Annotated in this window: 27 protein-coding genes; 12 read left to right on the top strand and 15 right to left on the bottom strand. The window is 71.0% G+C overall.

Annotated elements, in window-relative coordinates:
• The first annotated feature begins 2 nt into the window (after nt 1-2).
• Nucleotides 3-1409 carry an NAD(P)/FAD-dependent oxidoreductase gene (locus JYK17_RS07940; RefSeq protein ID WP_181362384.1) on the top strand — a complete coding sequence of 469 codons (1407 nt, stop codon included), beginning with the start codon at nt 3-5 and terminating at the stop codon, nt 1407-1409.
• Between the two features lie 17 nt (nt 1410-1426).
• On the opposite strand, the gene JYK17_RS07935 is transcribed toward JYK17_RS07940, so the two are convergent.
• From JYK17_RS07935 to JYK17_RS07925, 3 genes are read right to left on the bottom strand one after another with little or no spacing between them, the layout of a single operon-like run.
• On the bottom strand, nt 1427-2923 hold the full coding sequence (locus tag JYK17_RS07935; RefSeq protein ID WP_222810094.1) for an MFS transporter: 1497 nt from the start codon (nt 2921-2923) through the stop codon (nt 1427-1429).
• Nucleotides 2924-2979: 56 nt separating this feature from the next.
• Nucleotides 2980-3960 carry a zinc-binding dehydrogenase gene (locus JYK17_RS07930; RefSeq protein ID WP_128802269.1) on the bottom strand — a complete coding sequence of 327 codons (981 nt, stop codon included), beginning with the start codon at nt 3958-3960 and terminating at the stop codon, nt 2980-2982.
• A gap of 42 nt (nt 3961-4002) precedes the next feature.
• On the bottom strand, nt 4003-5163 hold the full coding sequence (locus tag JYK17_RS07925) for an FAD-dependent oxidoreductase (protein ID WP_108008856.1): 1161 nt from the start codon (nt 5161-5163) through the stop codon (nt 4003-4005).
• 141 nt (nt 5164-5304) lie between these two features.
• Between JYK17_RS07925 and JYK17_RS07920 the strand changes: the two genes are divergently transcribed.
• A complete protein-coding gene (locus JYK17_RS07920; RefSeq protein WP_222810093.1) occupies nt 5305-6048 on the top strand; it encodes a pentapeptide repeat-containing protein in 744 nt (247 codons plus the stop codon).
• 42 nt (nt 6049-6090) lie between these two features.
• Here JYK17_RS07920 and JYK17_RS07915 read toward each other — a convergent pair whose 3' ends face one another.
• Entirely contained in the window at nt 6091-6591 is a 501-nt protein-coding gene (locus JYK17_RS07915) for a hypothetical protein (protein ID WP_108008852.1), read from the bottom strand.
• 67 nt (nt 6592-6658) lie between these two features.
• On the opposite strand from JYK17_RS07915, the gene JYK17_RS07910 reads away from it, so the two are divergent.
• Nucleotides 6659-8062 (top strand): M1 family metallopeptidase, encoded by a 1404-nt coding sequence (locus JYK17_RS07910; protein ID WP_308011655.1) that lies wholly within the window; start codon nt 6659-6661, stop codon nt 8060-8062.
• A 17-nt stretch (nt 8063-8079) separates the two neighbouring features.
• On the opposite strand, the gene JYK17_RS07905 is transcribed toward JYK17_RS07910, so the two are convergent.
• The 5 genes from JYK17_RS07905 to JYK17_RS07885 all read right to left on the bottom strand — a co-directional run bounded on the left by JYK17_RS07905 (nt 8080) and on the right by JYK17_RS07885 (nt 11231).
• The gene (locus JYK17_RS07905) at nt 8080-8547 is read right to left on the bottom strand and encodes a hypothetical protein (protein ID WP_108008848.1); all 468 of its coding nucleotides are present in this window, start codon (nt 8545-8547) and stop codon (nt 8080-8082) included.
• Between the two features lie 29 nt (nt 8548-8576).
• Nucleotides 8577-9101: a GNAT family N-acetyltransferase gene (locus tag JYK17_RS07900; protein WP_108008846.1), complete on the bottom strand. Its 525-nt coding sequence runs from the start codon at nt 9099-9101 to the stop codon at nt 8577-8579.
• 38 nt (nt 9102-9139) lie between these two features.
• Nucleotides 9140-9709 carry a Uma2 family endonuclease gene (locus JYK17_RS07895; RefSeq protein ID WP_108008844.1) on the bottom strand — a complete coding sequence of 190 codons (570 nt, stop codon included), beginning with the start codon at nt 9707-9709 and terminating at the stop codon, nt 9140-9142.
• A 13-nt stretch (nt 9710-9722) separates the two neighbouring features.
• On the bottom strand, nt 9723-10550 hold the full coding sequence (locus JYK17_RS07890; RefSeq protein WP_128802264.1) for a helix-turn-helix domain-containing protein: 828 nt from the start codon (nt 10548-10550) through the stop codon (nt 9723-9725).
• Between the two features lie 219 nt (nt 10551-10769).
• Nucleotides 10770-11231, bottom strand: coding sequence for an ATP-binding protein (locus JYK17_RS07885; protein WP_128802263.1), 462 nt, complete (start codon nt 11229-11231; stop codon nt 10770-10772).
• Between the two features lie 115 nt (nt 11232-11346).
• Here JYK17_RS07885 and JYK17_RS07880 point away from each other — a divergent pair, with 115 nt between their 5' ends.
• On the top strand, nt 11347-12201 hold the full coding sequence (locus JYK17_RS07880) for a helix-turn-helix domain-containing protein (protein WP_128802262.1): 855 nt from the start codon (nt 11347-11349) through the stop codon (nt 12199-12201).
• Entirely contained in the window at nt 12198-12380 is a 183-nt protein-coding gene (locus JYK17_RS07875; protein WP_222810092.1) for a DUF397 domain-containing protein, read from the top strand. The genes JYK17_RS07880 and JYK17_RS07875 overlap by 4 nt, the downstream gene beginning before the upstream one ends.
• A 71-nt stretch (nt 12381-12451) precedes the next feature.
• Here the strand turns inward: JYK17_RS07875 and JYK17_RS07870 are convergent, their stop codons facing one another.
• Nucleotides 12452-13027 carry a TerD family protein gene (locus tag JYK17_RS07870; protein WP_108008836.1) on the bottom strand — a complete coding sequence of 192 codons (576 nt, stop codon included), beginning with the start codon at nt 13025-13027 and terminating at the stop codon, nt 12452-12454.
• A gap of 181 nt (nt 13028-13208) precedes the next feature.
• Between JYK17_RS07870 and arfB the strand changes: the two genes are divergently transcribed.
• Both arfB and JYK17_RS07860 read left to right on the top strand, forming a co-directional pair.
• A complete protein-coding gene (gene arfB, locus JYK17_RS07865) occupies nt 13209-13646 on the top strand; it encodes an alternative ribosome rescue aminoacyl-tRNA hydrolase ArfB (protein WP_222810091.1) in 438 nt (145 codons plus the stop codon).
• Nucleotides 13647-13765: 119 nt separating this feature from the next.
• Nucleotides 13766-14647, top strand: a complete 882-nt coding sequence (locus tag JYK17_RS07860; protein ID WP_222810090.1) for a sigma-70 family RNA polymerase sigma factor — start codon at nt 13766-13768, stop codon at nt 14645-14647.
• 33 nt (nt 14648-14680) lie between these two features.
• On the opposite strand, the gene JYK17_RS07855 is transcribed toward JYK17_RS07860, so the two are convergent.
• Together JYK17_RS07855 and JYK17_RS07850 are read right to left on the bottom strand one after the other, a co-directional pair.
• Entirely contained in the window at nt 14681-15157 is a 477-nt protein-coding gene (locus tag JYK17_RS07855; RefSeq protein WP_108008830.1) for a GNAT family N-acetyltransferase, read from the bottom strand.
• A 91-nt stretch (nt 15158-15248) separates the two neighbouring features.
• On the bottom strand, nt 15249-15833 hold the full coding sequence (locus tag JYK17_RS07850) for a flavin reductase family protein (RefSeq protein ID WP_108008828.1): 585 nt from the start codon (nt 15831-15833) through the stop codon (nt 15249-15251).
• 308 nt (nt 15834-16141) lie between these two features.
• On the opposite strand from JYK17_RS07850, the gene cdgB reads away from it, so the two are divergent.
• Nucleotides 16142-17800 carry a diguanylate cyclase CdgB gene (gene cdgB, locus JYK17_RS07845; RefSeq protein WP_108008826.1) on the top strand — a complete coding sequence of 553 codons (1659 nt, stop codon included), beginning with the start codon at nt 16142-16144 and terminating at the stop codon, nt 17798-17800.
• Between the two features lie 141 nt (nt 17801-17941).
• Nucleotides 17942-18901, top strand: a complete 960-nt coding sequence (locus JYK17_RS07840; protein ID WP_222810089.1) for a carbohydrate-binding protein — start codon at nt 17942-17944, stop codon at nt 18899-18901.
• On the opposite strand, the gene JYK17_RS07835 is transcribed toward JYK17_RS07840, so the two are convergent.
• From JYK17_RS07835 to JYK17_RS07825, 3 genes are all read right to left on the bottom strand, one after another.
• The gene (locus JYK17_RS07835) at nt 18890-19819 is read right to left on the bottom strand and encodes a 1-phosphofructokinase family hexose kinase (RefSeq protein ID WP_222810088.1); all 930 of its coding nucleotides are present in this window, start codon (nt 19817-19819) and stop codon (nt 18890-18892) included. The genes JYK17_RS07840 and JYK17_RS07835 overlap by 12 nt on opposite strands.
• A 114-nt stretch (nt 19820-19933) precedes the next feature.
• A complete protein-coding gene (gene nagA, locus JYK17_RS07830) occupies nt 19934-21145 on the bottom strand; it encodes an N-acetylglucosamine-6-phosphate deacetylase (RefSeq protein ID WP_234548057.1) in 1212 nt (403 codons plus the stop codon).
• On the bottom strand, nt 21145-22086 hold the full coding sequence (locus JYK17_RS07825) for an ROK family protein (RefSeq protein WP_222810087.1): 942 nt from the start codon (nt 22084-22086) through the stop codon (nt 21145-21147). Before JYK17_RS07825 ends, nagA begins: the two co-directional genes overlap by 1 nt.
• 110 nt (nt 22087-22196) lie before the next feature.
• Here JYK17_RS07825 and JYK17_RS07820 point away from each other — a divergent pair, with 110 nt between their 5' ends.
• The 3 genes from JYK17_RS07820 to otsB are packed head-to-tail and all read left to right on the top strand — an operon-like array spanning nt 22197 to nt 24654.
• On the top strand, nt 22197-23462 hold the full coding sequence (locus JYK17_RS07820) for an ABC transporter substrate-binding protein (protein ID WP_222810125.1): 1266 nt from the start codon (nt 22197-22199) through the stop codon (nt 23460-23462).
• 60 nt (nt 23463-23522) lie between these two features.
• Nucleotides 23523-23756: a DUF3263 domain-containing protein gene (locus JYK17_RS07815; protein WP_108009169.1), complete on the top strand. Its 234-nt coding sequence runs from the start codon at nt 23523-23525 to the stop codon at nt 23754-23756.
• Nucleotides 23757-23784: 28 nt separating this feature from the next.
• Entirely contained in the window at nt 23785-24654 is an 870-nt protein-coding gene (gene otsB / locus JYK17_RS07810) for a trehalose-phosphatase (protein ID WP_222810086.1), read from the top strand.
• Nucleotides 24655-24786 lie beyond the last annotated feature (132 nt).

The raw sequence follows: 24786 nt of genomic DNA, 5'->3' as shown, positions 1-24786 counted from the left end.
CCATGAGCAGCTCGGCGAGCAATGTCGTGAACGGTGGAATCTCCTTCTGGTACGCGGACGACGGGCTCCCGGCGGCGCGCCGGCCGCTCGCCGGCGACGCCTCCGCGGATGTCGTGATCGTGGGCGGCGGATACACGGGACTGTGGACCGCGTACTACCTGAAGAAGGCCGCGCCCTTCCTGCGGATCACCGTCCTGGAGCAGAAGTTCTGCGGATACGGCGCCTCCGGGCGCAACGGCGGCTGGCTGTACAACGGGATCGCCGGGCGCGACCGGTATGCCGAGCTGCACGGCCACGAGGCCGCCGTGCGGCTGCAGAAGGCCATGAACGACACCGTCGACGAGGTCGTCCGGGTCGCCGGCGAGGAGGGCATCGAGGCCGACGTCCACAAGGGCGGGGTGCTCGAAGTCGCCACCACACCCGCGCAGTTGGCGCGGCTGAGGGCCTTCCACGAGCACGAGCTGTCGTACGGCGAGAAGGACCGTGAGCTCTACGACGCCGGTGAGACGGCCGAGCGGATCAAGGTCGCGGACGCGGTCGGCGCGAGCTGGACGCCGCACGGGGCGCGGCTGCACCCGGCGAAGCTGGTGAAGGGGCTGGCGGCGGCCGTCGAGGCGCTCGGGGTGACGATCCACGAGTCGACGCCGGTGACGGAGATCAGGCCCAAGCACGCGGTGACGCCGTACGGGACGGTACGGGCGCCCTATGTGCTGCGCTGCACGGAGGGGTTCACCGCGGGCCTCAAGGGGCTGCGGCGCACCTGGCTGCCGATGAACTCCTCGATGATCGCCACCGAGCCGCTGACCGACGCGCAGTGGGAGTCCGTCGGCTGGGAGGGCCGCGAGACGCTGGGCGACATGGCGCACGCGTACATGTACGCGCAGCGCACCGCCGACGGGCGGATCGCGCTCGGCGGGCGCGGGGCGCCGTACCGCTTCGGGTCGAGGACCGACAGCGACGGGCGGACGCAGCAGGCGACGATCGAGGCGCTGCGGGAGATCCTGGTGCGCTTCTTCCCGTCGCTGGCCGGTGTGGGGATCGCGCACGCCTGGTCGGGGGTGCTCGGGGTGCCGCGGGACTGGTGCGCCACGGTGACGCTGGACCGGTCGACGGGGATCGGCTGGGCCGGTGGTTATGTCGGCTCGGGCGTGGCCACGACGAACCTCGCGGCGCGCACGCTCACGGACCTGGTGCAGCTCGACTCCGGGCAGGGCGGCCGCACCGAGCTGACCGATCTGCCGTGGGTCGGGCACAAGGTGCGCAAGTGGGAGCCGGAGCCGCTGCGCTGGCTGGGCGTGCAGGGCATGTACGCCACCTACCGGGCCGCGGACCGGCGCGAGCGGCGCACGCACAGCGCTCGGTCGTCGCGGCTCGCGCGGGTCGCGGACCGGGTGGCGGGGCGGCACTGAGAGCGGGGCGCCTGCGCCTACGCCACCGGTTCCGGTACGGGATCCTCCGCTCGCGCGCCGTGCCGGGGGGCCTTCGCCGTCACCATGAGGCCCGCGACCAGGCCCGCCAGGAGCATGATGTCGGCGGCCCACCAGATGGCGACCGTGTAGCCGTGCACCACACCCTCCTTGAGGATGAGGGCCTTCTGGGCGGGGTTGTGGAGATGGGCGGTGACATAGGCCGCGCTGCTGGTGGTGGCGATCGTGTTGAGCAGGGCCGTACCGATCGAACCGCCCACCTGCTGCGCGGTGTTGATGGTCGCCGAGGTCACGCCGGAGTCCTGCGGGGCGACGCCCGCGGTCGCGGTGGCGAAGACAGGCATGAAGGTCAGGCCCATGCCGAGGCCCATCAGGAGCAGGGCGGGCAGGATCTCGGTGGTGTACGACGAATCGATTGTCATCCGGGTCAGGAGCATCATGCCGCCCGCCGCGAGGATCATGCCGGGGACCATCAGCATGCGCGGCGCCGCGATGTTGAGCAGCCGGGCGGAGATCTGGGTGGAGCCGACGATGATCGCGACGGTCAGCGGCAGGAAGGCCAGGCCCGTCTTCACCGGCGAGTACCCGAGGACCACCTGCAGGTAGTAGGTCATGAACAGGAACAGGCCGAACATGCCGATCACGGCGAGCCCCATGGTCAGGAAGCAGCCGGCGCGGTTGCGGTCCTTGACGATGTGCAGCGGGAGCAGGGGCATGCGGGCCCGGGACTGCCACCACACGAAGGCCACGAGGAGTACGACCCCTGCCGCGAACAGCGTCAGCACCAGCGGGTCCGTCCAGCCGCGCGGCTCGGCCTCGCTGAAGCCGTAGACGATCGCGACCAGGCCGCCGCAGCCCAGCACCGCACCCGGCACGTCCAGGCGGGCGCTCGAGTGACCGGGACGGTCGTGCAGCAGGGCGAAGGCGCCGAAGACGGCGGCGATCGCGATGGGGATGTTGACGTAGAGGCACCAGCGCCAGTTCAGGTACTCCGTCAGCAGACCGCCCACGATGAAGCCGATCGCCGAGCCGCTGCCGGCCAGGGCGCCGTAGATGCCGAACGCCTTGCCGCGCTCCTTGGGGTCGGTGAACGTCGTGGTCAGCAGGGACAGGGCGGAGGGGGCGAGGACGGCGGCGAAGGCGCCCTGGAGGGCGCGGGCGCCGAAGAGCATGCCCGAGCCGGTGGCCGCGCCGCCGAGCGCGGAGGCGCCGGCGAAGCCGATCAGGCCGATGATGAACGTCCGCTTGCGGCCGACCAGGTCGGCGATGCGGCCGCCGAGCAGGAGCAGACCGCCGAAGGCGAGCGTGTAGGCCGTGATGACCCACTGCCGGTTGCCGTCGGACATGCCCAGGTCGTGCTGTGCGGAGGGGAGCGCGATGTTCACGATGGTCGCGTCGAGCACGACCATGAGCTGCGCGAGCGCGATGATCACCAGGCCCCACCAGCGGCGGGGATCGGCGGTCGGGGGAGATTCACCTGTCCGGGTGATACCCATCTGGCCAGAAGACCACGAATCGGTGCGTATGGCATCTTCGGGCGCCTTGTGCCTGGTCACGGCTCCAGTACCACCTTTCCTATCGTTGCGCGTGTCTCGAGTGCCCGGTGTGCGGCGGCCGCGTCCGCGAGCGGGAAGCGCTGCACGGTGGGCGTGAGGCGTCCTTCGGCGGCCTCGGCGAGCGCGCGCAGTTCGAGGGTCTGGATGGGGTTGGGGCCGCCGGCCTTGCGCATCATCGCGGGGCCGAGGACCTGTTCGGACACGCCGTCGACGAGGTACGGCCGCCCGCCGCGGATGCCCTCGGCGGACCAGCCGAAGACAAGGTGTTTGCCGCCGGGGCCGAGGAGGCCGGTGGCGTGGCGGGCGACGTCGCCGCCCACGCCGTCGAAGACGACGGTGGCCGCCCGTCCGCCGAGGAAGGCGCGGACCTTGTCGGGCCAGGCGGGGTCGGTGTAGTCGGCGGCGAGATCGGCGCCGTTCGCCTGCACGCGCGCGACCTTCTCGGGGCCGCCCGAGAGTCCGACGACCACGGCGCCGGCGTTCTTCGCGTACTGCACGAGGAGGGTGCCGATGCCGCCCGCCGCGGCCGGGACCACGGCCACGGATTCCGGGCCGAGTTCGGCGAACTGCAGGATGCCCATCGCCGTGCGCCCCGTGCCGATCATGGCGACCGCCTGGGCACAGTCCAGGTTGGCGGGGATCTCGTGCACGCGGTCGACATCGGTGACGGCCAGCTCGGCGTAGCCGCCGGGCGCGAAGCCGAGGTGCGCGACGACGCGCCGGCCGAGCCAGAGTCCGGCGACGCCCTCGCCGAGCGACTCGACGACACCGGCGACCTCGCGGCCCGGGATGGTGGGCAGCGCGGTGGGCTCGGGCAACGGCCCCTTTTCGCCCTCTCTGAGGGCGGTGTCGAGCAGGTGCACTCCCGCCGCCTCGACGGCGATACGGATCTGACCGGGGCCCGGTACGGGATCGGGCGCCTGCTCGTAGCGGAGGTTCTCGGCGGGGCCGAAGGCGTGCAGACGGATGGCGTGCATGGTGAATCCCCCAACGGTTCGTGAGGTGCCCACTCTTCAACCTCAAGCTTGCTTGAGGTCAAGTGTGCGGTGGCCGAGTGCCAGCGCCACCGCGGTGAGCGCGCTGGTGAAGGACACCTCCGACAGGACGCCGGGGGCCGCGACCTGGTCACCCGCGAGATACACGCCGTCGCCCCGGTCGACGGCGGGCCGGTCGCGCCAGCTGGTGCCGGGCAGGTCCACGGCGCCCGTCCGGCCGTTCGCGACGGACTCGCTGCGCCAGGTGACCCGCTCGCGCCAGCCCTCGAAGGCAAGGTCGAGCAGCTCCTCGGCGCGGGCGACGCCGTCGGCCTTCTTCTCGTACGGGGCGATGGGGATCTGCCCCTGGATCAGCTGCTCGCCGGCCGGGGCGAGGGTGCGGTCCTGCGCGGTGAAGCGTTCCAGCCAGCCGGGGGAGTCGAGGTCGGACACCGCGAAGGCGTCGCCGCGCCGGGTCGTCAGGGCCAGGTCGATCAGTGTCGTACGGCCGCTGGTCCAGGTCAGGGAGTCGTCGCCGAGCAGGCGCCGGGCGGCGTCGAGGGAGGTGGCGACGACGACCGGGCCGCCGGTGGGGAGGGTGTCGACGCGCGACAGGGTCTCCATCCGCACGCCGAGGTTCCAGGCCCGCGCGGCCATCCGGTCGATGACGCTCGCCCAGCCGCCGCGCGGGTAGTGCGCCTCGGGTGGGAGCTTGGTGGCACGGCGCAGCCGCTCCTGCACGAACGCCGCGGACAGGGCGCCGGGGTCGTGGTGGAAGAGGGCGACGGCGGAGTAGTGGGCGGCGGCTCGGGCGGCTTCGTCGCCCGCGATCCGGGTGGCCCAGGTCATGAAGTCGCTGTCCACGGGCGCCTGTTGGATGCCCTGGCGCAGCAGCTTCAGCATCGCGAAGGGTGGGGTGCGGCGCAGTACGCCGTGGTGACGCAGCCGCATCCGGGCCGCCTCAAGCGCCGGGATCGGGGCGAGCGGGCCGAGCAGACCGCGCTGCTTGAGCCAGGTCCAGTGCGGGCCGCCGCTGTAGAGGGCGTGCGGCCCGTCGTTCGTACGGTACGGGCCCTCCGCCGTGCGGGCCCTGCCGCCGAGCGTGTGGTGGGCCTCGTACAGGGTCACTTTGGCGCCCGCCTCGGCAGCGGCGACGGCGGCGGTCAGTCCGGCGAAACCGCCGCCGATGACGGTGATGCGATGCATGGGTGGGGGTCTCCCTCGGGTCTGGGGTCGCCTTTTGCCCATACGACGGTTGCCGGCGCCCGAAGTGTGACAGCGGTCGGGGTTTTTGCAGGTCAGGTGGCTGTCATGGGGATTGTCAGTGGCGGGGTGCAGGATGAGGTCATGGCGAGGAGAGCGGCGGGTGGGGCGGGGAGTGGTTCGAGTGGGGCGGGTGGTTCGGGTGCGGGGAGCGGTGGGGGTGGTGCTCGTGGGCGGGCGGTGAAGGGGGCGCGGCGGCCGGAGGTGCGGCTGCCCGCGCTGGAGCCGTTCGAGGGCGGGGAGCTGGAGCCCGACGGGGACTACGACGGGCTGGAGTTCCGGGAGGTGGACCTCGCCGGGCAGGACGGCGGGGGAGCGCGCTTCATGGACTGCGCGCTGACGGGGTGCGCGCTGGGTGAGACGGGCCTGCGCAGGGCCCGGATCCTCGACTCGGTCCTCACGGGGCTGAGAGGCGTCGGCACGGACCTCGCCGAGGCCACCCTGCGCGACGTCGAGCTGCTCGACGCCCGCCTCGGCGGGGTGCAGCTGCACGGCGCGGTCCTGGAACGGGTCGTCGTGCGTGGCGGCAAGATCGACTACCTGAACCTGCGCACGGCCCGCCTCAAGGACGTCGTCTTCGACAACTGCGTCCTGGTGGAGCCCGACTTCGGGGGTGCCGTGCTGGAGCGCGTGGAGTTCGTGGACTGCGTCCTGAGGGAGGCGGATCTGACGTCGGCGGTGCTGAAGGACGTGGATCTTCGGGGGGCTGTGGAGCTGGGGATCGCGCGGGGGGTGGACCGGCTGAGGGGGGCGGTGATCAGTCCGGCGCAGCTGATGGATCTGGCGTTGGTGCTGGCGGGGGAGATGGGGATTCGGGTGGAGGGGTGAGTCTCCGGACCGGGCTTCGAGAGCAGACGTGTGGTCCGCGTGTCAGGGCAGACGGGGGAAGCGGGACTGGAGGGTCCAGATGGCTGGGTTCTCGGCCAGGGCCTCGTGCATGTCCGTCAGGTCGGCGATCAGGTCGTGCAGGAAGTCGCGTGCCTCGCGGCGGAGTTCGGTGTGGGAGAAGGTGAGGGGCGGTTCCTCCGCCGGCATCCAGTCGGCCTCCACGTCCACCCAGCCGAAGCGGCGCTCGAAGAGCATGCGGTCGGTCGACTCGGTGAAGTCGAGTTCGGCGTGCTGCGGGCGGGCGGCGCGGGACCCGGCCGGATCGCGGTCCAGCTGCTCCACGATGTCGCACAGCGCCCACGCGAAGTCGAGCACCGGCACCCATCCCCAGGCTGTGGACAGTTCCCGGTCCGCCTTGCTGTCGGCGAGATAGACGTCGCCGCAGAACAGATCGTGGCGCAGCGCGTGGACGTCCGCGCGGCGGTAGTCGGTCTGCGGGGGGTCCGGGAAGCGGTTGGAGAGGGCGTAGCCGATGTCGAGCACGTACGAGATGGTGTCACGCCGTCGCGGACGCGCGAGACCGAGCACCGGTCGCCCTAGGATCGCAGCCGTGCCCCGATCCGTACCGGTTGTCCTGGCTGTCCTGCTCGCCCTCGCCCTCACCCTGACCGCGTGCGACGGCGGAGTCCACGGCACCCCTGGCGGCTCGGGCGTGCACGACCCCTACTTCCCCAGGGCGGGCAACGGCGGGTACGACGTCGGGCACTACGACCTGAAACTGGCCTACGACCCGGCCGGCGCACACCGTCTCACCGGCACCGCGACCCTCACCGCCCGCGCCACCCAGGACCTCACCGCCTTCGACCTCGACCTGGACGGGCTGCACGTCGACGGGGTCACCGTCGAGGGCCGCAGCGCCCGCTGGAACCGCGCCGGGCAGGAGCTGACCGTCCGCCCGCACGACGACCTCCGCGACCACGAGACCTTCCACGTCACCGTCCGCTACTCCGGCACCCCGCAGACCCTCACCGACCCCGACGGCTCCCACGAGGGCTGGCTGCGCACGGCCGACGGCGCGCTCGCGCTCGGCGAACCCGTCGGCTCCATGACCTGGTTCCCGGGCAACGACCACCCCTCCGACAAGGCGACGTACGACATCGCGATCACCGTGCCGAAGGGGCTGCAGGCCGTCTCGAACGGGGAGTTGACGCGCGAGACGAACAGCAGCAGAGGACGGACGACCTTCACGTGGCACACCGCCGAGCCGATGGCGAGCTATCTCGCCACGGTCGCCGTCGGCCACTACGACATCAGCCGCTCCACCATCGGCAAGGACCGGCTGCCGGCGTACGTGGCCGTCGACCCGGCGCAGACGAAGGCGAGCCGCAAGGTGCTCGCCAAGCTCCCCGAGATCATCGAGTGGGAGGAGCACACCTTCGGGGCGTACCCCTTCTCCTCCACCGGCGTGATCGTCGACCGCCCGCAGGACGCCGAATACGCCCTGGAGACCCAGAACCGGCCCGTCTTCCCCGGCGCCCCCGACACCACGACCCTCGTGCACGAACTCGCCCACCAGTGGTACGGCGACTCCGTCACACCCAGCACCTGGCGGGACATGTGGCTCAACGAGGGGTTCGCCACCTACGCGGAGTGGCTGTGGGCGGAGGACCACGGCGGCGACAGCGCGCAGAAGACCTTCGACACGCTCTACGCCCACGGCGAGGACGACCACCCGCACCTGTGGTCCTTCCCGCCGGCAAAACCGAGCAGCGCCGCCCACATCTCCGACGACCCGGTCTACGTCCGCGGCGCGATGGTCCTCCACAAGATCCGGCAGAAGGTCGGTGACCCCGCCTTCCACCACATCCTCCAGGGCTGGGCCGCCGCCCACCGCCACGGGAACGCCGACACCGGCGATTTCACGGCGTACGTCGAGAAGCAGGCGCCGGATGAGGACTTCGGCTCGATCTGGAGGGACTGGTTGTACGGGGACGGGAAACCGGAGACCCGATAGCCCGTGGGGCAGCGGGGTCAGACGCGGCGTTCCAGGTCACGGCGCATCGCCGCCCGCGCCGCCCAGACCGCCCGCCCGTGCCTCAGCCGGTGCTCCTGGAACTCGGGTGAGTCCGGCGGCGGGTCACCGGCGGCGAACATCTCCTGCAGTTCGCGCAGGGTGGCGTAGACGGCTTCGAGCAGGTCCGACAGTTCCTGGGGCGCGCAGATCAGCGCCGACTCGCGGACCTCGTCGCAGCCCGAGGTCCGGAACGCCTCCCGTACGGCCGCGTCGAGCGTGTCCCGGTCCCGGTGCGTCGTGGCGGCCGCGTGCATCAGCTCGTATGCCTGCCGGTACTTCGTCAGGCAGGTCACGTAGATGTCCCGGCGCTCCTGGTGGTCGCGCGCGGCCGCGTCCCGTCGCCAGCGGGCCCGGTCGGCGAGCAGGGTCGAGCCGACGCCGATCAGCGCGCCGAGACCGGTTGCGGCCAAGGTCGTCCATTCCACGTCGGAATCTTGCCCGGCTGCCGGGCGGATCAGGTGGTCGGGGTGGGGAGTTCCTTGCGCAACACCGTGCAGGGGCGGCCCAGTTGGAGGTCGGTGCGGCGGTCGATGGGCTCGTAGCCGAGGGCGGTCCAGAAGGCCAGGCCCTTCGGGTTGTTGTCCAGTACGGCGATACGGACGGCGTTCCGGCCCGTCGTACGGAAGCGGTCCTCGACGAGCGTCGCCAGGCGGCGGCCGAAGCCTTGGCCCTGCAGGCTGGCGTCCACCATCATCAGGCCGATCCACGGGTCCGGGTCGGACGGGTCGGGGTGGTGGGCGAGGGTGATGGCGATGCCGGTCAGCAACCCCTCGCTGCGGGCGAGCAGCACCTCGACGTCCGGGTTCACGAACTCGTCCGCCAGCGCGGTCGCGACCTGCTCGGGGCGGATGTCGTCCGGGTCCGGGAAGTCTCCGCTCAGGGCGTGGAACTCGCGGTTGGAGGCGTAGAGGGCGGTGAGTTCAGTGAGCAGTTCACCGGGGAGGGCGCCGTCTGTCGGGGCGAGCCGTTCGAGGAACATGCCCGGACCGTATACGCCGCGAGGCCCTGGGGGTTCGTTCACTCCGGATAACGCGGCAGGTGGGCGGTAGAGATCGTCCAGTCGGCGATGGTGATGTCCTCGCCGTAGACGAAGTCCTTTCGGGTGGCGTAACGGGGGCCGTCGGGGGTGGGGTGGATGTCGGTGAGGACGGCGCCCTTGCCTGTGCGGGGGTCGAAGACGGCGTAGACGGGGATGCCCATCAGGGGGTAGTCGCGCATCTTGGTGATCCAGTCGTTGTCCGGATTGGAGCGGGACACGACCTCGATGGCGGCGATGACAGTGCGGGGATCGAAGGAGCCCGGGACGTCCATGTCCTCCATGGTGATCACCATGACGTCAGGGCGGCGCATGAGGCCCTGGGACTCGTCCTCGACATCCGGTTCGCCCGTGTGAGCCACGATCTCTTCCGGCATCACCCTTTCCAGGCGCCTCCGCAGGTGCACGGTGGTCAGCTCATGAGGGCCGACAGGCGACAACGGGTCATGGACGAGCCCTTCCTTGGTGATTTCGAACTTCCCGGGGAGGGAGTCGTCCAAGGACTGAATGAAGGACCGCAGGGCCCGGTACCGGTGCAGCGCGGCGTTCACGTTAGGCGGGCTCTTAGCGCGCGAAGCGGCAGTCGCGGCAGTGGCCCGGTTCTGGGGCGCGGAAGGCGCGGTCGCAGCCGTCGCAGTTGCGGAGGGGGTGCTGGGGTGGCGGGGGTGGGGTGCGGAAGGGGGGTGGGGGCGGTAGGTGCGTGGTGAGGCGGTGGGCCAGGAGGGACGCGGGGCGGCAGAGGGGTTCGCGGGGGAGGTCTGCGGTCAGGGCTTCGCGTACGGCGGTGGGGGTGACCTCGCGCTCCAGCCAGGCGGCTACGCCGGGCGCCAGATGGGCTGCGTCGCGTTCGCTGAGCAGCAGGCGTCGGTCCTGGCGGTGGAGGTCCGCCAGGAGGTCCGTGGCCTGCCGGATGAGGGTGGGGGAGGGGTAGGACGGGGTGGGCACCGGCGGCAGGGGCTTGGGTGTTGTCTTGTTCGGGCGCGGCGTGCTGCGGGGGTGTTGCGTGTGCGCGCCCCTGGCGTGGCCCGGCTGGTTGCAGGACACCGTACGGGTGACGATGCGGCCGTTTCCGGTGCGTTCGCGGGTGCGGCGCAGGTAGCCGTGGGTCTCCAGCTCGCGCAGGGCCGCGGCGATACGGGTCGTGCCCTCCGGGAAGCGGGCGGCGAGGGTCCTGATGTCGACGCGGGCGCCGGCCGGGAGCGACTGGATGTACACGGCCAGTCCGATGGCGAGGCCCGACAGCTCCGGGTGCTGGGCGAGGTGGTTGCCGATGACCGTGAAGCGGGACGTGTGGCGGACGTTGTCGTGAATGAGGCCACCCGCGTGAGGGTGGTTTTTACCCGCGATACGGGACTGGGTGCGCGAGGGCGCGCTAGGGTTTCCGGTGTCCATCGGGAAGGGTCTTCTTCCTTGGTGGTCAGGCCCTCGCATTGGGATGCCAGCCCTGCGAGGGCCGTTGCATGCGTGCTGCATGTCAGCGGTCGTGTTGCGGCGAGCGTAGAGCAAGCAACCGGGCCGAAATCCAGCTGAGTTGGTGATGTTCACCCTGGCGGGTGAGATGCACTTCGGCGGCGGCCGCGGGAGGAGGGGTGGGGTTTGGCGGGGGTTCTTTCACCGTCGTGTTTCTTGGACAAGACCGCCCGTGGCGCCGAAGTCAGGGTTCTTGGCGTGCGGTGAGAGACCCACTTCGGCCCAGACCGTCTTGCGTGGTGACAGGCCCGGTGCGACGCCCCACTTGTCCGCGAGTGCGTCCACGAGTACGAGGCCACGGCCCGACTCGGAGTCCGGCAGCGGGAGTTGGGTTTGAGGCAGGCGGTCACCCCGTGTGTCCGTCACCTCGATGCGCAGGGTGTCTGCCACCACGTAGAGCGTGAGGCGGAAGTCGCGTCCCGGTACGCGCCCGTGCGTGGCCGCGTTCGTCGCCAGCTCGGCCACGATGTGCTCCGCCGGGTCGAACGGCAGTCCCCACATGCGGAGTTGCTCCCTTGCTAGCAGCCGGGCCAGACGGGCTCCACGTGGCGTGCAGGAGAGCTGGACCGTGAAGTTTCGGATGACGGCGGTTTCTTGGTTCACATCACTCAGAGTGGCGGCGCGTGCTTACTGTGAACAGTGACGGATCCGGTACGTACGGTGACTGTCCGGAGCTTGTCCGGTGCTGTCCGGGCTGTCGGCGATGGAGGCGTGTGCGATGAGTGTGGACGGCGAAGTGGTCGAGCCTGGGTGGGAGGTCGACCCGGACGACGAGTGGGGGGTGGCGGTGATTGCCACCGTCGGGCGGCAGTTGAAGCTACGGCGGGAGGCTGTGGGGATGCGGGCCGCCGAGTTCGGGGAGGCGGTCGGATACGGCGAGGACCTGGTCTACAAGGTCGAGGGCGGGAAACGGATTCCCCGGCTGGAGTATCTGGACAGGGCCGACGAGGTGCTGGGCGCGGGCGGGCTCATCGCGGCCATGAAGGAGGACGTGAGGAAGGTCCGGTATCCGAAGAGGGTTCGCCAACTGGCCAAGTTGGAGTCCCAGGCGGTTGAGATCGGCGTCTACGAGTGCAACAGCGTGCATGGGTTGTTGCAGACGCCGGACCATGCGCGGACCCTTTTCGAAGCGGCGCAACCGCCGTATTCGCAAGAGGACGTGGAACGCATGGTTGCTGCGCGTCTGGCCCGGCAGTCGGTCTTCGACCGTGACCCGGCTCCCTCCCTCCACTTCGTCCTGGAGGAGGCGGTGGTCCGTCGACAGGTCGGAGGCACAATGGTGTGGCGACAGCAGCTCGAACGCCTGCTGGAGGTAGGGAGGTTGCGCAACGTCACGCTTCAGGTCATGCCGACGAACAGTGATGCCCACCCCGGCCTCGACGGCAGGATCGAGCTGTTGAAGTTTCCGGACGGTACGGCGGTGGGGCGCTCGGACGGCGCTTTCAGCGGCCGCCCCATCACCGATCCGAAACAACTCCGCGTCCTTGAGCTGCGGTATGGCACCATCCGGGCTCAGGCTCTCCCGTCCCGAGAGTCGCAGGCCTTCGTCGAGCAACTGCTGGGAGAGACATGATCCGCAAACTGGTGTGGTTCAAGAGCAGCTACAGCAGCGGCACCGATGGCAACTCCTGCGTCGAGATCGCGATAGCGCCCCGCACGATTCACGTCCGCGATTCCAAGAACACCTCTGGGCCTCGTCTCACCTTCGCCCCCACCGCGTGGGCGACCTTCCTGCCGCACCTCAAGGACTGAAGGGAACTGAACGCCAAAACCCCCGGCCGCAGTTGACTGCAGCCGGGGGCCTGCGCTCAGCGCAGCGTGTCTCAGACGTTGACGCCGAAGTCCTGGGCGATGCCCGACAGGCCCGAGGCGTAGCCCTGGCCCACTGCGCGGAACTTCCACTCCGCGCCGTTGCGGTAGAGCTCGCCGAAGACCATGGCCGTTTCGGTGGCCGCGTCCTCCGAGAGGTCGTAGCGGGCGATCTCGGTGCCGCCGGCCTGGTTGACGATGCGGATGTAGGCGTTGCGGACCTGGCCGAAGTTCTGCGAGCGGGTCTCCGCGTCGTAGATCGAGACCGGGAAGACGATCTTGTCGACGTCGGCCGGGAGGGCCGCCAGGTTGACGTTGATCGCCTCGTCGTCGCCCGCGCCCTCGCCGGTGCGGTTGTCGCCGGTGTGGACGATCGTGTTGTCCGGGGTCTGCTTGTTGTTGAAGAAGACGAAGTGGGCGTCCGAGTAGACCTTGCCCTCCGGGTTCACCGCGATCGCGGAGGCGTCGAGGTCGAAGTCCGTGCCGGTGGTGGTGCGGACGTCCCAGCCGAGGCCCACAGTGACGGCGGTCAGGCCCGGAGCCTCCTTGGTGAGCGAGACGTTGCCACCCTTGGACAGGCTTACAGCCATGGTTGGGAGTCCTTTCCCTCGTTGTGTACAGCAGTGGTACCGCACGGGCAGTACGGCACGAAGCTACAGCTACCCCTATGAACGCCAAGAGGGGTACGGAAGGTTCCGCGCTCCTTTACTTTCTTTACCGAACTCCCGGTGAACGTTATTCACGTGACGTGTGCGGGTCAGCCAGGGGACGATGGGGCACATGTCCGGTCCCTATGTCATCCGCGGCTCCGTCTCCCTGCCCGAGGCCGAGCTCATGTGGCGCTTCTCGCGGTCGTCCGGGCCCGGCGGACAGCACGTCAACACCAGCGACTCACAGGTGGAGCTGCGCTTCGACCTGGCAGGCACGGAGGCGCTGCCCGAGGTGTGGAAGCGGCGCGCGCTGGAGAAGCTGGCCGGCCGGCTCGTCGACGGCGTGATCGCCGTGCGTGCCTCCGAGCACCGTTCGCAGTGGCGCAATCGCGAGACCGCGGCGGTGCGGCTCGCCGCGCTGCTCGCCGAGGCGACGGCGCCGCCGCCCAAGCCGCGCCGCCCGACCCGTATCCCGCGGGGCATCAATGAGCGGCGGCTGCAGGAGAAGAAGCAGCGTTCGCAGACGAAACGGGGACGGTCCGGCCGCGACTGGCACTGAGCGCTAGTGGCACTGAGAAAGCGCGTGCATTCGGGTCGTCGTAGAACGTTCCCTGTCACATCCGCGGCCTCTCGTACGTCAAGTCGTCGACAGGGGAACGCGTGCGAGGAGCTGTGGCGATGAACGACAACGGAATTCCCGTGGGGGACGGCGTCCGGAATGCGGCGGACAAAGAATTTCTCGCCCGGCGATTCGAATCGCACCGAAGTCATCTGCGTGCCGTCGCCTACCGCATGCTCGGTTCGGGGGCCGAGGCCGACGACGCGGTGCAGGAGGCGTGGTTCCGGCTGAGCCGTTCGGACACCGCTCAGGTGGAGAATCTCGGGGGCTGGCTGACGACGGTGGTCGGGCGGGTCTGCCTGGACATGCTGCGCTCCCGCAAGTCGCGCGCGGAGGAGCCGCTGGAGACCACCGTGCCCGCGGACGCCGCCGTGGCCGGGCCCGAGCAGGACGCGCTGCTCGCGGACTCCGTGGGCGCCGCGCTGATCGTCGTCCTGGAGACGCTGTCGCCCGCCGAGCGGCTGGCGTTCGTGCTGCATGACCTGTTCGCGGTGTCCTACGAGGAGGTCGGGGAGATCGTGGGGCGCAGCCCGGTCGCGGCGCGGCAGCTGGCCAGCAGGGCGCGGCGCAGGGTGCAGGGCGCCGACGCGCCCGACCGGGTCCAGGTGCGGCAGCGGGAGGTCGTGAACGCGTTCCTGGCGGCGGCCCGGGAGGGCGACTTCGAGGCGCTGGTGAAGCTGCTCGACCCGGACGTCGTCGCGCGCACCGACGTGGGCGTCACCGTCGGCGCGCAGGCCGTGGCCAAGGGCGCGTCGAGCTTCGCGCACTTCGCGTACGTGGCGCGCGACGCCCTGGTGGGCGGCGCGACGGGCCTCGCGGTGTTCCTGGAGGACCGTCTGGACCGGGCCCTGTCCTTCACGTTCGTACGGGACCGCATCGCCGTGATCGAGATCGTCACGGACCCGCAGCGGGTGGCGGCCCTGGACGTGGAGCTTCTCTAGCGGGAGCTTCTCCAGCCGGGGCTCCGGGACCGGTCAGGACCGGTCGAGATCCAGGACGCCCACCGTCTGACCTCCGCTCTCCTCCCCGGTGACCCGGAAGCCCAGCCTCTTGTAGAAGCCCTCCGGGCCGTCGGGGCCGGGGTGCCAGGTGACGTAGAGCCGGGTGCCGCCGCGGCTGCGGATCTCGGCGGCGACGGACTCGACGGCGAAGCGGCCGTAGCCGCGCCCCTGTTCGGCGGCGGCGATGTTGAGCCGCCACAGGCCGGAGCGGCGCAGGGTGCCGTCGCCGGGCCAGTCGATGTCGAGGAACGCCATCAGGAAGCCGACCGCGCGGTCGCCGTCGACGATCAGACGGGGCCAGGCGACCCCCGGGGGCCGCACGTACGCCTCGGCCAGCGAGTGCGCCACGGGCTCGACCGCGTGTTCCTGGTCGGGCCTGATGCGGATGCCGAGCGCGGCTTCGAGGTTGAGCGGGGTGACTTCCTCGAGGTGAGGCTCTGGCGTTGTCATGTGCGCACGTTAGAAGGCGGGCACGCGTGCGTGCCACGTATTTCCCCGGTCACCATTCCCCGGTCACCATTCCCCGGTCACCATTCCCCGGTCACCCCAACTGCCGGTACCGCCCCCGGAAGTACGCCAGAGGCCCGCCGTCCGCGCTCGGTACGGAGGCTGTCAGGACGCGGCCGATGACCAGGGTGTGGTCGCCGGCCGTGACGCGTTGCTCGGTGCGGCATTCCAGGGTGGCCAGGGCGCCGCCGACCAGGGGGGCGCCGCTGACCGTGCCGCGGACGTAGGGAATGTCCTCGAAGAGCAGGCGGTCGCTGATGCGGCCCTTCATGGCGAAGCGGCCGGCGATGTGGCGCTGGCTCTCGGCGAGGACCGAGACCCCCCACAGGGGCTGTTCGTCGAGCAGGTCGTCCATGCGGGAGCCCTCGCGCAGGCCGACCAGGACCAGAGGGGGGTCGAGGGAGACCGACATGAAGGACGTCGCCGTCATGCCGACGTCCTCGCCGCCGGGCGCCGACGGGTCGTCGGGGTCCAGCGGCGGCTCCTGGGCGGTCACCAGGACCACGCCCGCGGCCAGCCGGGACATGGCGGCGCGGAACTCGTCGTTGCTCACCCCCTCAGCATGCCCGGAGGCGGTCGGAGCAGTGATCGGGAATGCGGCAAGGCGAGTGTTCGGCACGCCGGAAACGCTAATGTCCGCTGTGCACGGGTCGCATCGGGCCCGGGTCCGAGATCGGGCCTAGGACCACCGACGGAGCCGGGTCTCCACAAACCCACAAAGTTTGCATTCAGTAAACGCACAGGGAAAACGCAGAAACCCCACTCAATTGTTCATGTTTAGCTGTGACTTGAGTCACAAGGGCCATTAATTGTTGACCCTGTGTACCGAGTGGGCAGCGCGCTGTGATTCAGTGGCTGGGAAGCTGCCAGAACGATACGCCGATGAGAACCCTTGATTCGCTGCGAGGTCTCGGGGGGAGGGCGAGCATGGAGACCGAGTCGGAGCCCTACGTCCGTCTTGCCACCCTGCGGCAACTGCACCAGGTCATGGCTGACATGAACACGGCCCGCAGTCTGGCGGACACACTGCAGACGGTCGCGGAGGGCGTGGTGAACGGCCTCGGCTACGAACTGGCGGCCGTCAACCTCGTCCGCCCCGACGGCGACCTCGTGGTCGCCGCCTTCGCCGGCAACGCGGCGGCCGAGGCGCTCATCACCGGCCGCGTCGGCCCCCGACCGTCCTGGGACCGCCGCCTGGGCATGGGCGAGCAGTGGGGCGACCTGGTCTTCATACCGCACACCGAGGGCTGGGTCCTCGACGACGACGACGTCCCGCAGTGGTACACCGAAGGGCCCGCGCCCCGCTTCGAGGACGAGTGGCACCCCGCCGACCGCCTCTTCGCGCCCATGTACACCCCCGGCGGCCCGAGCGCCTCCCGCGGTGAGCTGATCGGCGTGCTGTCCGTGGACCGCCCGCGCAACGGCCGCAAGCCGGGCGCATGGGGCCGCGAGGCGCTCCAGATGTACGCGTTCCAGGCCGCCATCGCGATCAGCAACGCCCGCCTGCGCGCCAACATGCAGCGCGCGCTGGTCCGGCTCGAAAGGGAGCAGCAGGCCCTGCGCGCCAGCGAGGAGAGCTTCCGGCAGGCCTTCGAGTACGCCCCCTCCGGCATGGCCATCGCCGAGATGGGCGGCGACCAGCACGGCCGGATCCTGCGCACCAACGACGCCCTGTGCCGGCTGCTGGGCCGCCCCGCCTCCGCGATGCGCCGCTACTCCTTCTCCGACCTGGTCCACCCCGAGGACATCGGCACCCTGCTGCGGACCTCCGCCGAAGGCGGCCGCGCGGAACTCCGGCTCGGGCGCCGGGACGGCACGTACGTCTGGGTGTCGCTGCGCAACAGCGTCGTCGCCGACGCCGCCGACGGCCCCCGCTTCCTGCTCACCCACGTCGAGGACATCGAGGAGCGCAAGCGCCGCGAGCTGCAGCTCGCCCACCGCGCCTCGCACGACTCGCTCACCGGCCTGCCGAACTCCGCCGAGCTGCGCTCGCGGCTGTCCTCGCGGCTGTGCCAGCGCCCCACCCTCCCCGGCGCCCTGGAGTCCCTGGACGCGGCGTACGGCCACCCGGCCTTCGACGCGAACGGCCACGGCTTCGACTTCCGGCCGGGCGGCGACGTCGAGGTCTTCGAAGGCTTCGACCACCATGTGCACACCATCGCGCCGGACGGGGAGCACGACGACGGCACCAAGGGGCTCGCGGTGCTCTTCTGCGACCTCGACGGCTTCAAGTCGATCAACGACCGGTTCGGGCACAACGCCGGTGACGCCGTCCTCATCGAGGTCGCCCGCAGGCTCTCGCGCGGGGTGCGCGACGGGGACACGGTGGCGCGGCTCGGCGGCGACGAGTTCGTGGTGCTGGCCGACGGGCTGGGCCGGGCGGACGCCCAGGACCTCGCCGTACGGCTGCGCAACGAGATCATCCAGCCCATCCGGGTCGACGGACGGGCCATGCGCGTCGGTGCCAGCTTCGGCATCGGCTGGGCGCACTGCGGAATGACCGCGGACGAAGTGTTGAAGTCCGCCGACGAGCGGATGTACGTAGAGAAACGATCTCGTCCCAAACAACACAGGCGCGCGGGCTGATCTCCAGGTCAGCGAGCCGGGTGTGGCCCGATGCGATCCGAGTCACCCGTTTGGCACAGCGGGAGCGGGTAGGCTCGCCAGTCCGACCCCATGCATCGCAACGCATCGCACCCGACCCGCACCGCTGAGGAGTACCAAGGGATGACGTCCGGCAACAACGGCGCCAGTACGCCCGAGGACGAAGACCCGTTCGGCTACCTCTACGCCGACGGGCAGGCCAACGGAGCCCAGCCGCCGTCCGGTGGTGGCTACGGCTACCCGAACTCGGTCAACCGGGTGCGCGCGGTCGGCCAGCGGCAGTACGGGCAGCCGGGGCAGCAGACGGCCGCCTACGGCCAGATCCCGCAGCAGCAGGGCGCCTACGGCCAGCCGAACGCCCACTACGCCGCGCCGGAGACACTTCCCGGCGGCGGCGCGCCCACCGCCCCGCAGCAGCCCGCCTACAGCGGCGGCGCCGGCGGCCGCGGCCGAGGCCCCAACACCAAGGGCCTGCTGATCGGCGCGATCGCCGTGGTCGCCGCGGTCGTGATCGGCATCGGCGTGGCGATGATGAACGGCGACTCCCAGAACGACAAGGCGAGCGACGGCGCCTCCAGCACGCCGTCGGCCCAGCAGAGCTCGGAGCCGAGCCCCTCCAACAGCAACAGCGCCGCCGCGCAGGACGACCTGCCGACGATCGACGCGAAGGCGCTGCGCCTGGACGGCGGGACGACGACGGCGTCGGACGTGAAGGGGGCGCAGGCGGACGGCGGCGTCTATGTGACGGGCTTCAACGCGGTCGGCGCGTCGCTCACCTGGACCGTCAACGGCATCCCCAAGTCCGGCAAGTACAGCGTGTACGTCGGCTACAGCGTGCCCGGCAAGGACGCCACCGCCACCCTCACGGTCAACGGCACAGCGTCCAAGAAGCCCGTCGACCTGAAGAACTGGGCGAACGCCTCCGGCGGTGACTACGAGAAGGGCTGGACGAAGACGTACAACTACGTCCAGCTCAACAAGGGCACCAACACCATCAAGCTGTCCTGCGAGCAGGGCAACCAGTGCGATGCCCTGCTGGACCAGATGTGGCTGGTCAAGGGCTGGGTCGGATCAGGCGGCTGACGCCTCCTGGGTCACGGTGACCCGTTCCGCCAGTTCCTCGTACGTCCGCCGGTCGAACTCCCCGGCCGTCGGTGACGCGACCGTCGCCGCCGACAGGGCGACGGCGCGGGACAGGCGGTCCGGCCACGGGAGTTGTTCCACCAGGCCCGACAGCAGGCCCGCCACCGCCGAGTCGCCCGCTCCCGTCGGGTTGCCGTGCAGGCGGGACGGGGGTGTGGCGCGCCAGCGGCCTTCCGGGGTCACCGCGAGGAGGCCCTCGGTGCCCAGTGAGGCGACCACCGCGCGGGCGCCCCGGCGGCGGGTGTCCTGGGTGGCGCGCAACGGCTCGTGGGAGCCGGTGAGTTCGGCCAGTTCGTCAACGTTCGGCTTCACGATGTCCGGGCGGGCGGCGACCCCGCGGCGCAGCGGCTCCCCGCTGGTGTCCAGCAGGACGGGAACGGCGGCGGCTCTGGCGGCGCGCACCAGGCCCGCGTACGCCCCCACCGGCACCCCCGGCGGCAGGCTGCCGCACAGCGCCACCGCGGACGCCGACGCGACCAGGTCCTCGTAGGCCTCCTGGAAAGCGGCCCACTCGGCGGGCGTGATGGTGGGGCCGGGTTCGTTGAGCTGCGTGGTGTCGCCGGTGCGGTCGTCCACCAGCGCGATCGTGCGGCGGGTCGGGCCCTCGACCGGGACGAGCGCGTCCACCAGATGCGGAACGGCGGTCAGGCCCTCCTGGACCGTGCGGCCCGTCGCGCCGCCCGTGAAGCCCGTCACCGTCACTTCGTGGCCCAGCGCCGCGAGTACCCGTGCGACGTTCACGCCCTTGCCGCCGGGCCGCTCGGTCACCTCGGTGACCCGGTGGGTGGCGTGCGGTTCGAGGACCGGCACGCGGTACGTGATGTCGAGAGCGGTGTTCAGCGTGACCGTGAGGATCAACCGCGCCGACCTCCCCCGAAGATGCATCTGTCCGTCCGGAAAGGCGATCATGCCAAACGGACGGCGGCCGTCCCAGTCTCCCAGCACAACCGCCGTCCTCAACAGGCGGACAGATCATCCCAGTTGGGGATCGACCACCCATTCCCCTCGGCGCATCACGCCCTTGAGTTCGAACCGCTCGTCCAGGATCACCAGATCGGCGTCCTTGCCGGGCTCCAGCGAGCCGACGGTGTCGTACATACCGAGCAGCTTGGCCGGGTTGGCCGAGATCGCCGCCACCACGGCCTCCACCGGCAGCCCGTCCACGGTCGCCGCCCGCTTGAACGCGCGGTCCAGCGTCAGCGTGGAGCCCGCGATCGAGCCGCCCTCCACCAGCCGCGCCACTCCCTCGCTGACCTCGACCTCCAGCGGGCCGAGCATGTACCTGCCGTCGACAAAGCCGGCCGCGTCCATCGCGTCGGTGATGAAGGCGACCCGGTCCGCGCCCGCGTGATGGAACGCCAGCTGGAGCGCGGCCGGGTGCAGGTGCGTGCCGTCGTCGATCAGCTCGACGGTGATCCGCTCGTCCTCCAGGAGGGCCGTGATCGGGCCGGGGGCCCGGTGCCCGATCGACGGCATCGCGTTGAACAGGTGCGTCGCGACCGTGGCGCCGGCCTCGATCGCCTCCACCGTCTGCTCGTACGTCGCGTCCGTGTGCCCGATCGCCGCGATCACACCGTGCTCCGCCAGCAGCCGTACGGAGTCGACGCCGCCCGGCAGTTCGGTGGCGAGCGTGACCATCTTCGCGTGGCCGCGCGCCGCGTCGATCAGCTTGCGCACCTCCGCCGGGTCCGGGTCGCGCAGCAGCGGCTCGGAGTGGGCGCCCTTGCGGCACGGCGAGATGAACGGGCCCTCGAAGTGGATGCCGGCGATGTCCCCCTGCTCCGCGAGCTCGCTCAGCAGCCCCGCCCGCTGGGCGAGGAAGTCCATGTCACCGGTGACCGTCGAGGCGACGACGGTGGTCGTGCCGTGCAGCCGGTGGGTGTGGATGCCCTTGAGGACCTCCTCGACCGTGCCCGAGGTGAAGGAGGCGCCGCCGCCACCGTGGTTGTGGATGTCGATGAAGCCGGGGACGACGTAGTGCCCGGTGACATCGATGACCTGGGCGTTCTCGGGAGCCGCGGCGGTGATACGGGTGCCCTCGACGATGACGCGGCCGTCGGGCACCGTGCCGGTGGGGAGGACCACCCGGCCGCCGGAGAGTACCTGCGGGTGCGTCGTGGCTGGTCGCGCCCCGCGACGGAGTCGCAAATCGGCGCTGTCCCGCGCCCCTGGGTGGGCTGCCATCAGGTGGTTACCTCCGTGCGGTCAGTTGTAGTGAGGAGGTCCCAGGCCAGGAGGCCGGCGCCGAGGCAACCTGCCGTGTCGCCCAGGGCCGCGGGAACGATCTGCGGCAGTTTCTGGAAGGTGACCCGGCGGCGGACGGCGTCCCGCAGGGGTGTGAACAAGGTTTCCCCCGCCTCCGCGAGGCCGCCACCGATGATCAGCGTGCGCGGGTCCAGCAGGGTGAGGGCGGTGACCAGGCCGTCCGCCAGGGCGTCGACTGCCTCCTGCCAGACTCGGACGGCGTTCGGGTCACCGGACGCGACAGCCTTCGCGCAGTCCGCGGCGTCCGCCTCGGGGTCGCCGCAGGCCGCCGCCCACGCCTCGCTCACGGCCGCGGCGGAGGCGTAGCGCTCCAGGCAGCCGGTCTGCCCGCACGGACAGGGGCTGCCTCCCGGCCGTACGACGATGTGGCCGATCTCGCCCGCGAAGCCGTGCGCGCCCGCCTCCACCCGGCCCTCGATCCCGATGGCGCCCGCGATGCCGGTGCCGAGGGGCACGAACATGAAACGGTCGGCGCCCTTGCCCGCCCCGATCCGGCCCTCCGCGAGGCCGCCGGTGCGCACGTCGTGGCCGAGGGCCACCGGGACGCCGAGCTTCGCGTACAGCCGGTCGCGCAGGGGGACGTCGCGCCAGCCGAGGTTGGCCGAGTAGGCGGCGACGCCCCGCTCGGCGTCGACGATGCCGGGGACGGCGACCCCGGCCGCGGCCGCGGGCTCGCCGAGATGCTCGGCGCCGTACGCGCTCAGGTCGGCGGCGAAGTCGAGGATGCCCTCGACGACGGCGTCCGGCCCGCGCTCGCGCCCGGTCGCCCGGCGGGACTGGTGCAGCAGCTCGCCGTCGGCCGCGACCAGAGCGGCCTTCATCCCGGTGCCGCCCACGTCGAGGGCGATGACATGTCTCACGGGGGACAGTGTGACCCCAGGACCCGCGAGAGGTCTAGTCCACTCACGTGGTGTAGACCTATTGTGTCCATATATTGAACGGTCAGACAGCAGGGTTGGGGTCACAAGCAGTGCAGCGGCGCAGGACAGGAACGATCGCGGCAGTGTCCGCACTGGGCATGACGGCGGTCCTCGGCGGCTGCGGCGTCACCGGCGGATCGGGGGACGTCACCCTGAAGCTGATCGCCGCCGACTACGGCGACTCCGCCGCGAACAGCTCCCAGAAGTACTGGGACCACCTCGTCGACGAGTACGAGAGCAAGCACCCCGACGTGAAGATCGACGTCAGCGTCTACTCGTGGAACGACGTCGACCGCAAGGTCAAGGAGCTGGTCGACGCGGGCAAGGAGCCCGACATGGCGCAGATCGGCGCCTACGCCGACTACGCCGACAAGGACCTGCTCTACACCGCCGACGACCTGCTCTCCATCACCGCGCAGGCCGACCTCGCCTCCCAGCTCGCCACCGCGGGCCAGGTCAAGGGCGTGCAGTACGGGATGCCGTTCGCGGCCTCCACCCGGCTGCTCTTCTACAACAAGACCCTCTTCAAGCAGGCCGGCATCACCCCGCCGAAGACCTGGAACGAGCTGGCCGGCGACGCCAGGGCGCTCAAGGCGCAGGGCGTGAAGTACCCGTACGCGCTGCCGCTCGGCCCCGAGGAGGCGCAGGCCGAGACGATGCAGTGGCTGCTGAGCGGCGGCGGTGGCTACACCGACGACGTCGGCACCTACGGCATCGACTCCGCGCAGAACGTCTCCACCTTCAACTGGCTCAAGGACGACCTGGTCGACAAGGGCCTGACCGGTCCCGTCGCGCCCGGCAGGCTCAACCGTGCCGACGCCTTCGCCGCGTTCGCCAAGGGCGACGTCGGCATGCTCAACGGCCACCCCTCGCTGATGAAGATCGCCGCGAAGAAGGGCGTGAAGTACGGCATGGTGCCGATGCCCGGTGTGGACGGCAAGAGCAAGAACACCATGGGTGTCGCCGACTGGATGATGGCCTTCAAGAAGAACGGGCACGCCAAGCAGGTCGGCGACTTCCTCGACTTCGTCTACAGCACCAAGAACGTGCTCGCCTTCTCCCGCGAGTACGACCTGCTGCCGGTCACCACCTCCGCGTCCGAGGTGATGAGCAACGACAAGCAGGACGCCGACCTCAAGCCGTTCCTGGACCAGCTGCCGCTGTCCGAGCTCTACCCGGTCGGCGACACCTCCTGGGCCCAGGTCGCCGCGGCCGTCAAGAAGGAGATAGGCGGGGCCGTCGCCCCCAACGGCAGCCCCGCGGGCACCCTCGCGCAGCTCCAGTCGACGGCCACCATGGCGGAGAACGCGCAGTAGGCGCTGTGATGTCAGTGGCGAGGCGCTGCGCTGTCAGTGGCGGGGGCTACCGTGCATGGCATGGATGAGGAGCAGCTGGGGGAGCGGGAGCGGGCCGTCCTCGCCCTGGAGCGCCGGGGCTTTCCGGGGCCGGGCGCGAAGGAGCGCGCCATCCGCGAGGAACTGGGCCTGGCCCCGGTCCGCTACTACCAGCTGCTCAACGCCCTCCTGGACGACAGAAGGGCCCTCGCCCACGACCCGGTGACCGTGAACAGGCTGCGGCGGGTGAGGGAACAAAGACAGGCGGAACGCTGAGAGGGGCGCTCGCCGTTAAGGTCGCCGTATGGGCACCCCTACGGATACGGACTCGACGCACTCCATGGACCCCCTGCCGACGCCTGCCACACAGGCGGGACGCGACGGACTCGCCGCGCTGCTCGCCAACCCCGGGAAAGCCGTCGTCGGCCTCGACTTCGACGGCACCCTCGCCCCGATCGTGGCGGACCCCGAGCAGGCCCGCGCGCACCCGGAAGCGGTGCCGGCGCTCGCCGCGCTCGCCCCGCGGATCGCCTCCGTCGCGGTGGTCACCGGCCGCCCGGCCGGGGTCGCGGTGCGCTACGGCGGCTTCGCGGGCGTGCCGGGCCTGGAGCACCTGCTCGTCCTCGGCCACTACGGCGCCGAGCGCTGGGACGCCGTCAGCGGCGAGGTCAGCGCACCCGCCCCGCACCCCGGCGTGGCCGCCGTCCGGGCCGAACTGCCCGGCGTGCTCGACCGCGTCGGCGCCTGGCAGGGCACCTGGATCGAGGAGAAGGGCCGCGCCGTCGCGGTCCACACCCGCCGCGCCCAGGACCCCCAGGCCGCCTTCGAGGCGCTGCGAGCCCCCCTCACCGACCTCGCCCACCGCCACGGCCTGATCGTCGAACCCGGCCGCCTGGTCCTGGAACTGCGCCCCCCTGGCATGGACAAGGGCGTGGCCCTGCTGGAGTACGTCCGCGAGATCGGCGCCTCGTCCGTCCTCTACGCCGGCGACGACCTCGGCGACCTCCCCGCCTTCGACGCGGTCGACGAACTACGCACCGAAGGCGTCCCCGGCCTCCTGGTATGCAGCGGCAACAACGAGGTGACCCGCCTGCGCGACCGAGCAGACCTGGTGGTGGACGGCCCACCGGGGGTGGTGGCGCTGCTACGGGGGCTGGCGACTCGACTGGGCTGACCGGTCAGGGCGTTCAGCTGGTTCGGGAACCACTGTGCGGGCGGCTGCGGGAGTCGTCCGGCCGCTGCTGGGCATGGCGGCTCGGCTGGGCTGAGCGGTTTAGTGCGCGGTCGGTGGCGCGGTCGGCCGCGT

It is taken from the genome of Streptomyces plumbidurans (assembly GCF_019857225.1).
Classification (GTDB): Bacteria; Actinomycetota; Actinomycetes; order Streptomycetales; family Streptomycetaceae; genus Streptomyces; species Streptomyces plumbidurans.
This window is presented reverse-complemented; position numbering and strand designations above follow the sequence as displayed.

What these genes read in the sequence shown, in the direction of transcription:
- JYK17_RS07870 (WP_108008836.1), bottom strand. Translation starts at nt 13,027, where the DNA reads ATGGCTGTAAGCCTGTCCAAGGGTGGCAACGTCTCGCTCACCAAGGAG.
- nagA (WP_234548057.1), bottom strand. Translation starts at nt 21,145, where the DNA reads ATGGCAGCCCACCCAGGGGCGCGGGACAGCGCCGATTTGCGACTCCGT.
- JYK17_RS07890 (WP_128802264.1), bottom strand. Translation starts at nt 10,550, where the DNA reads ATGGACACCGGAAACCCTAGCGCGCCCTCGCGCACCCAGTCCCGTATC.
- cdgB (WP_108008826.1), top strand. Translation starts at nt 16,142, where the DNA reads ATGGAGACCGAGTCGGAGCCCTACGTCCGTCTTGCCACCCTGCGGCAA.
- JYK17_RS07880 (WP_128802262.1), top strand. Translation starts at nt 11,347, where the DNA reads ATGAGTGTGGACGGCGAAGTGGTCGAGCCTGGGTGGGAGGTCGACCCG.
- JYK17_RS07860 (WP_222810090.1), top strand. Translation starts at nt 13,766, where the DNA reads ATGAACGACAACGGAATTCCCGTGGGGGACGGCGTCCGGAATGCGGCG.
- JYK17_RS07840 (WP_222810089.1), top strand. Translation starts at nt 17,942, where the DNA reads ATGACGTCCGGCAACAACGGCGCCAGTACGCCCGAGGACGAAGACCCG.
- JYK17_RS07930 (WP_128802269.1), bottom strand. Translation starts at nt 3,960, where the DNA reads ATGCACGCCATCCGTCTGCACGCCTTCGGCCCCGCCGAGAACCTCCGC.
- JYK17_RS07900 (WP_108008846.1), bottom strand. Translation starts at nt 9,101, where the DNA reads ATGTTCCTCGAACGGCTCGCCCCGACAGACGGCGCCCTCCCCGGTGAA.
- JYK17_RS07935 (WP_222810094.1), bottom strand. Translation starts at nt 2,923, where the DNA reads ATGGGTATCACCCGGACAGGTGAATCTCCCCCGACCGCCGATCCCCGC.
- otsB (WP_222810086.1), top strand. Translation starts at nt 23,785, where the DNA reads ATGGGCACCCCTACGGATACGGACTCGACGCACTCCATGGACCCCCTG.
- JYK17_RS07815 (WP_108009169.1), top strand. Translation starts at nt 23,523, where the DNA reads ATGGATGAGGAGCAGCTGGGGGAGCGGGAGCGGGCCGTCCTCGCCCTG.
- JYK17_RS07875 (WP_222810092.1), top strand. Translation starts at nt 12,198, where the DNA reads ATGATCCGCAAACTGGTGTGGTTCAAGAGCAGCTACAGCAGCGGCACC.
- arfB (WP_222810091.1), top strand. Translation starts at nt 13,209, where the DNA reads ATGGGGCACATGTCCGGTCCCTATGTCATCCGCGGCTCCGTCTCCCTG.
- JYK17_RS07855 (WP_108008830.1), bottom strand. Translation starts at nt 15,157, where the DNA reads ATGACAACGCCAGAGCCTCACCTCGAGGAAGTCACCCCGCTCAACCTC.
- JYK17_RS07920 (WP_222810093.1), top strand. Translation starts at nt 5,305, where the DNA reads ATGGCGAGGAGAGCGGCGGGTGGGGCGGGGAGTGGTTCGAGTGGGGCG.
- JYK17_RS07925 (WP_108008856.1), bottom strand. Translation starts at nt 5,163, where the DNA reads ATGCATCGCATCACCGTCATCGGCGGCGGTTTCGCCGGACTGACCGCC.
- JYK17_RS07940 (WP_181362384.1), top strand. Translation starts at nt 3, where the DNA reads ATGAGCAGCTCGGCGAGCAATGTCGTGAACGGTGGAATCTCCTTCTGG.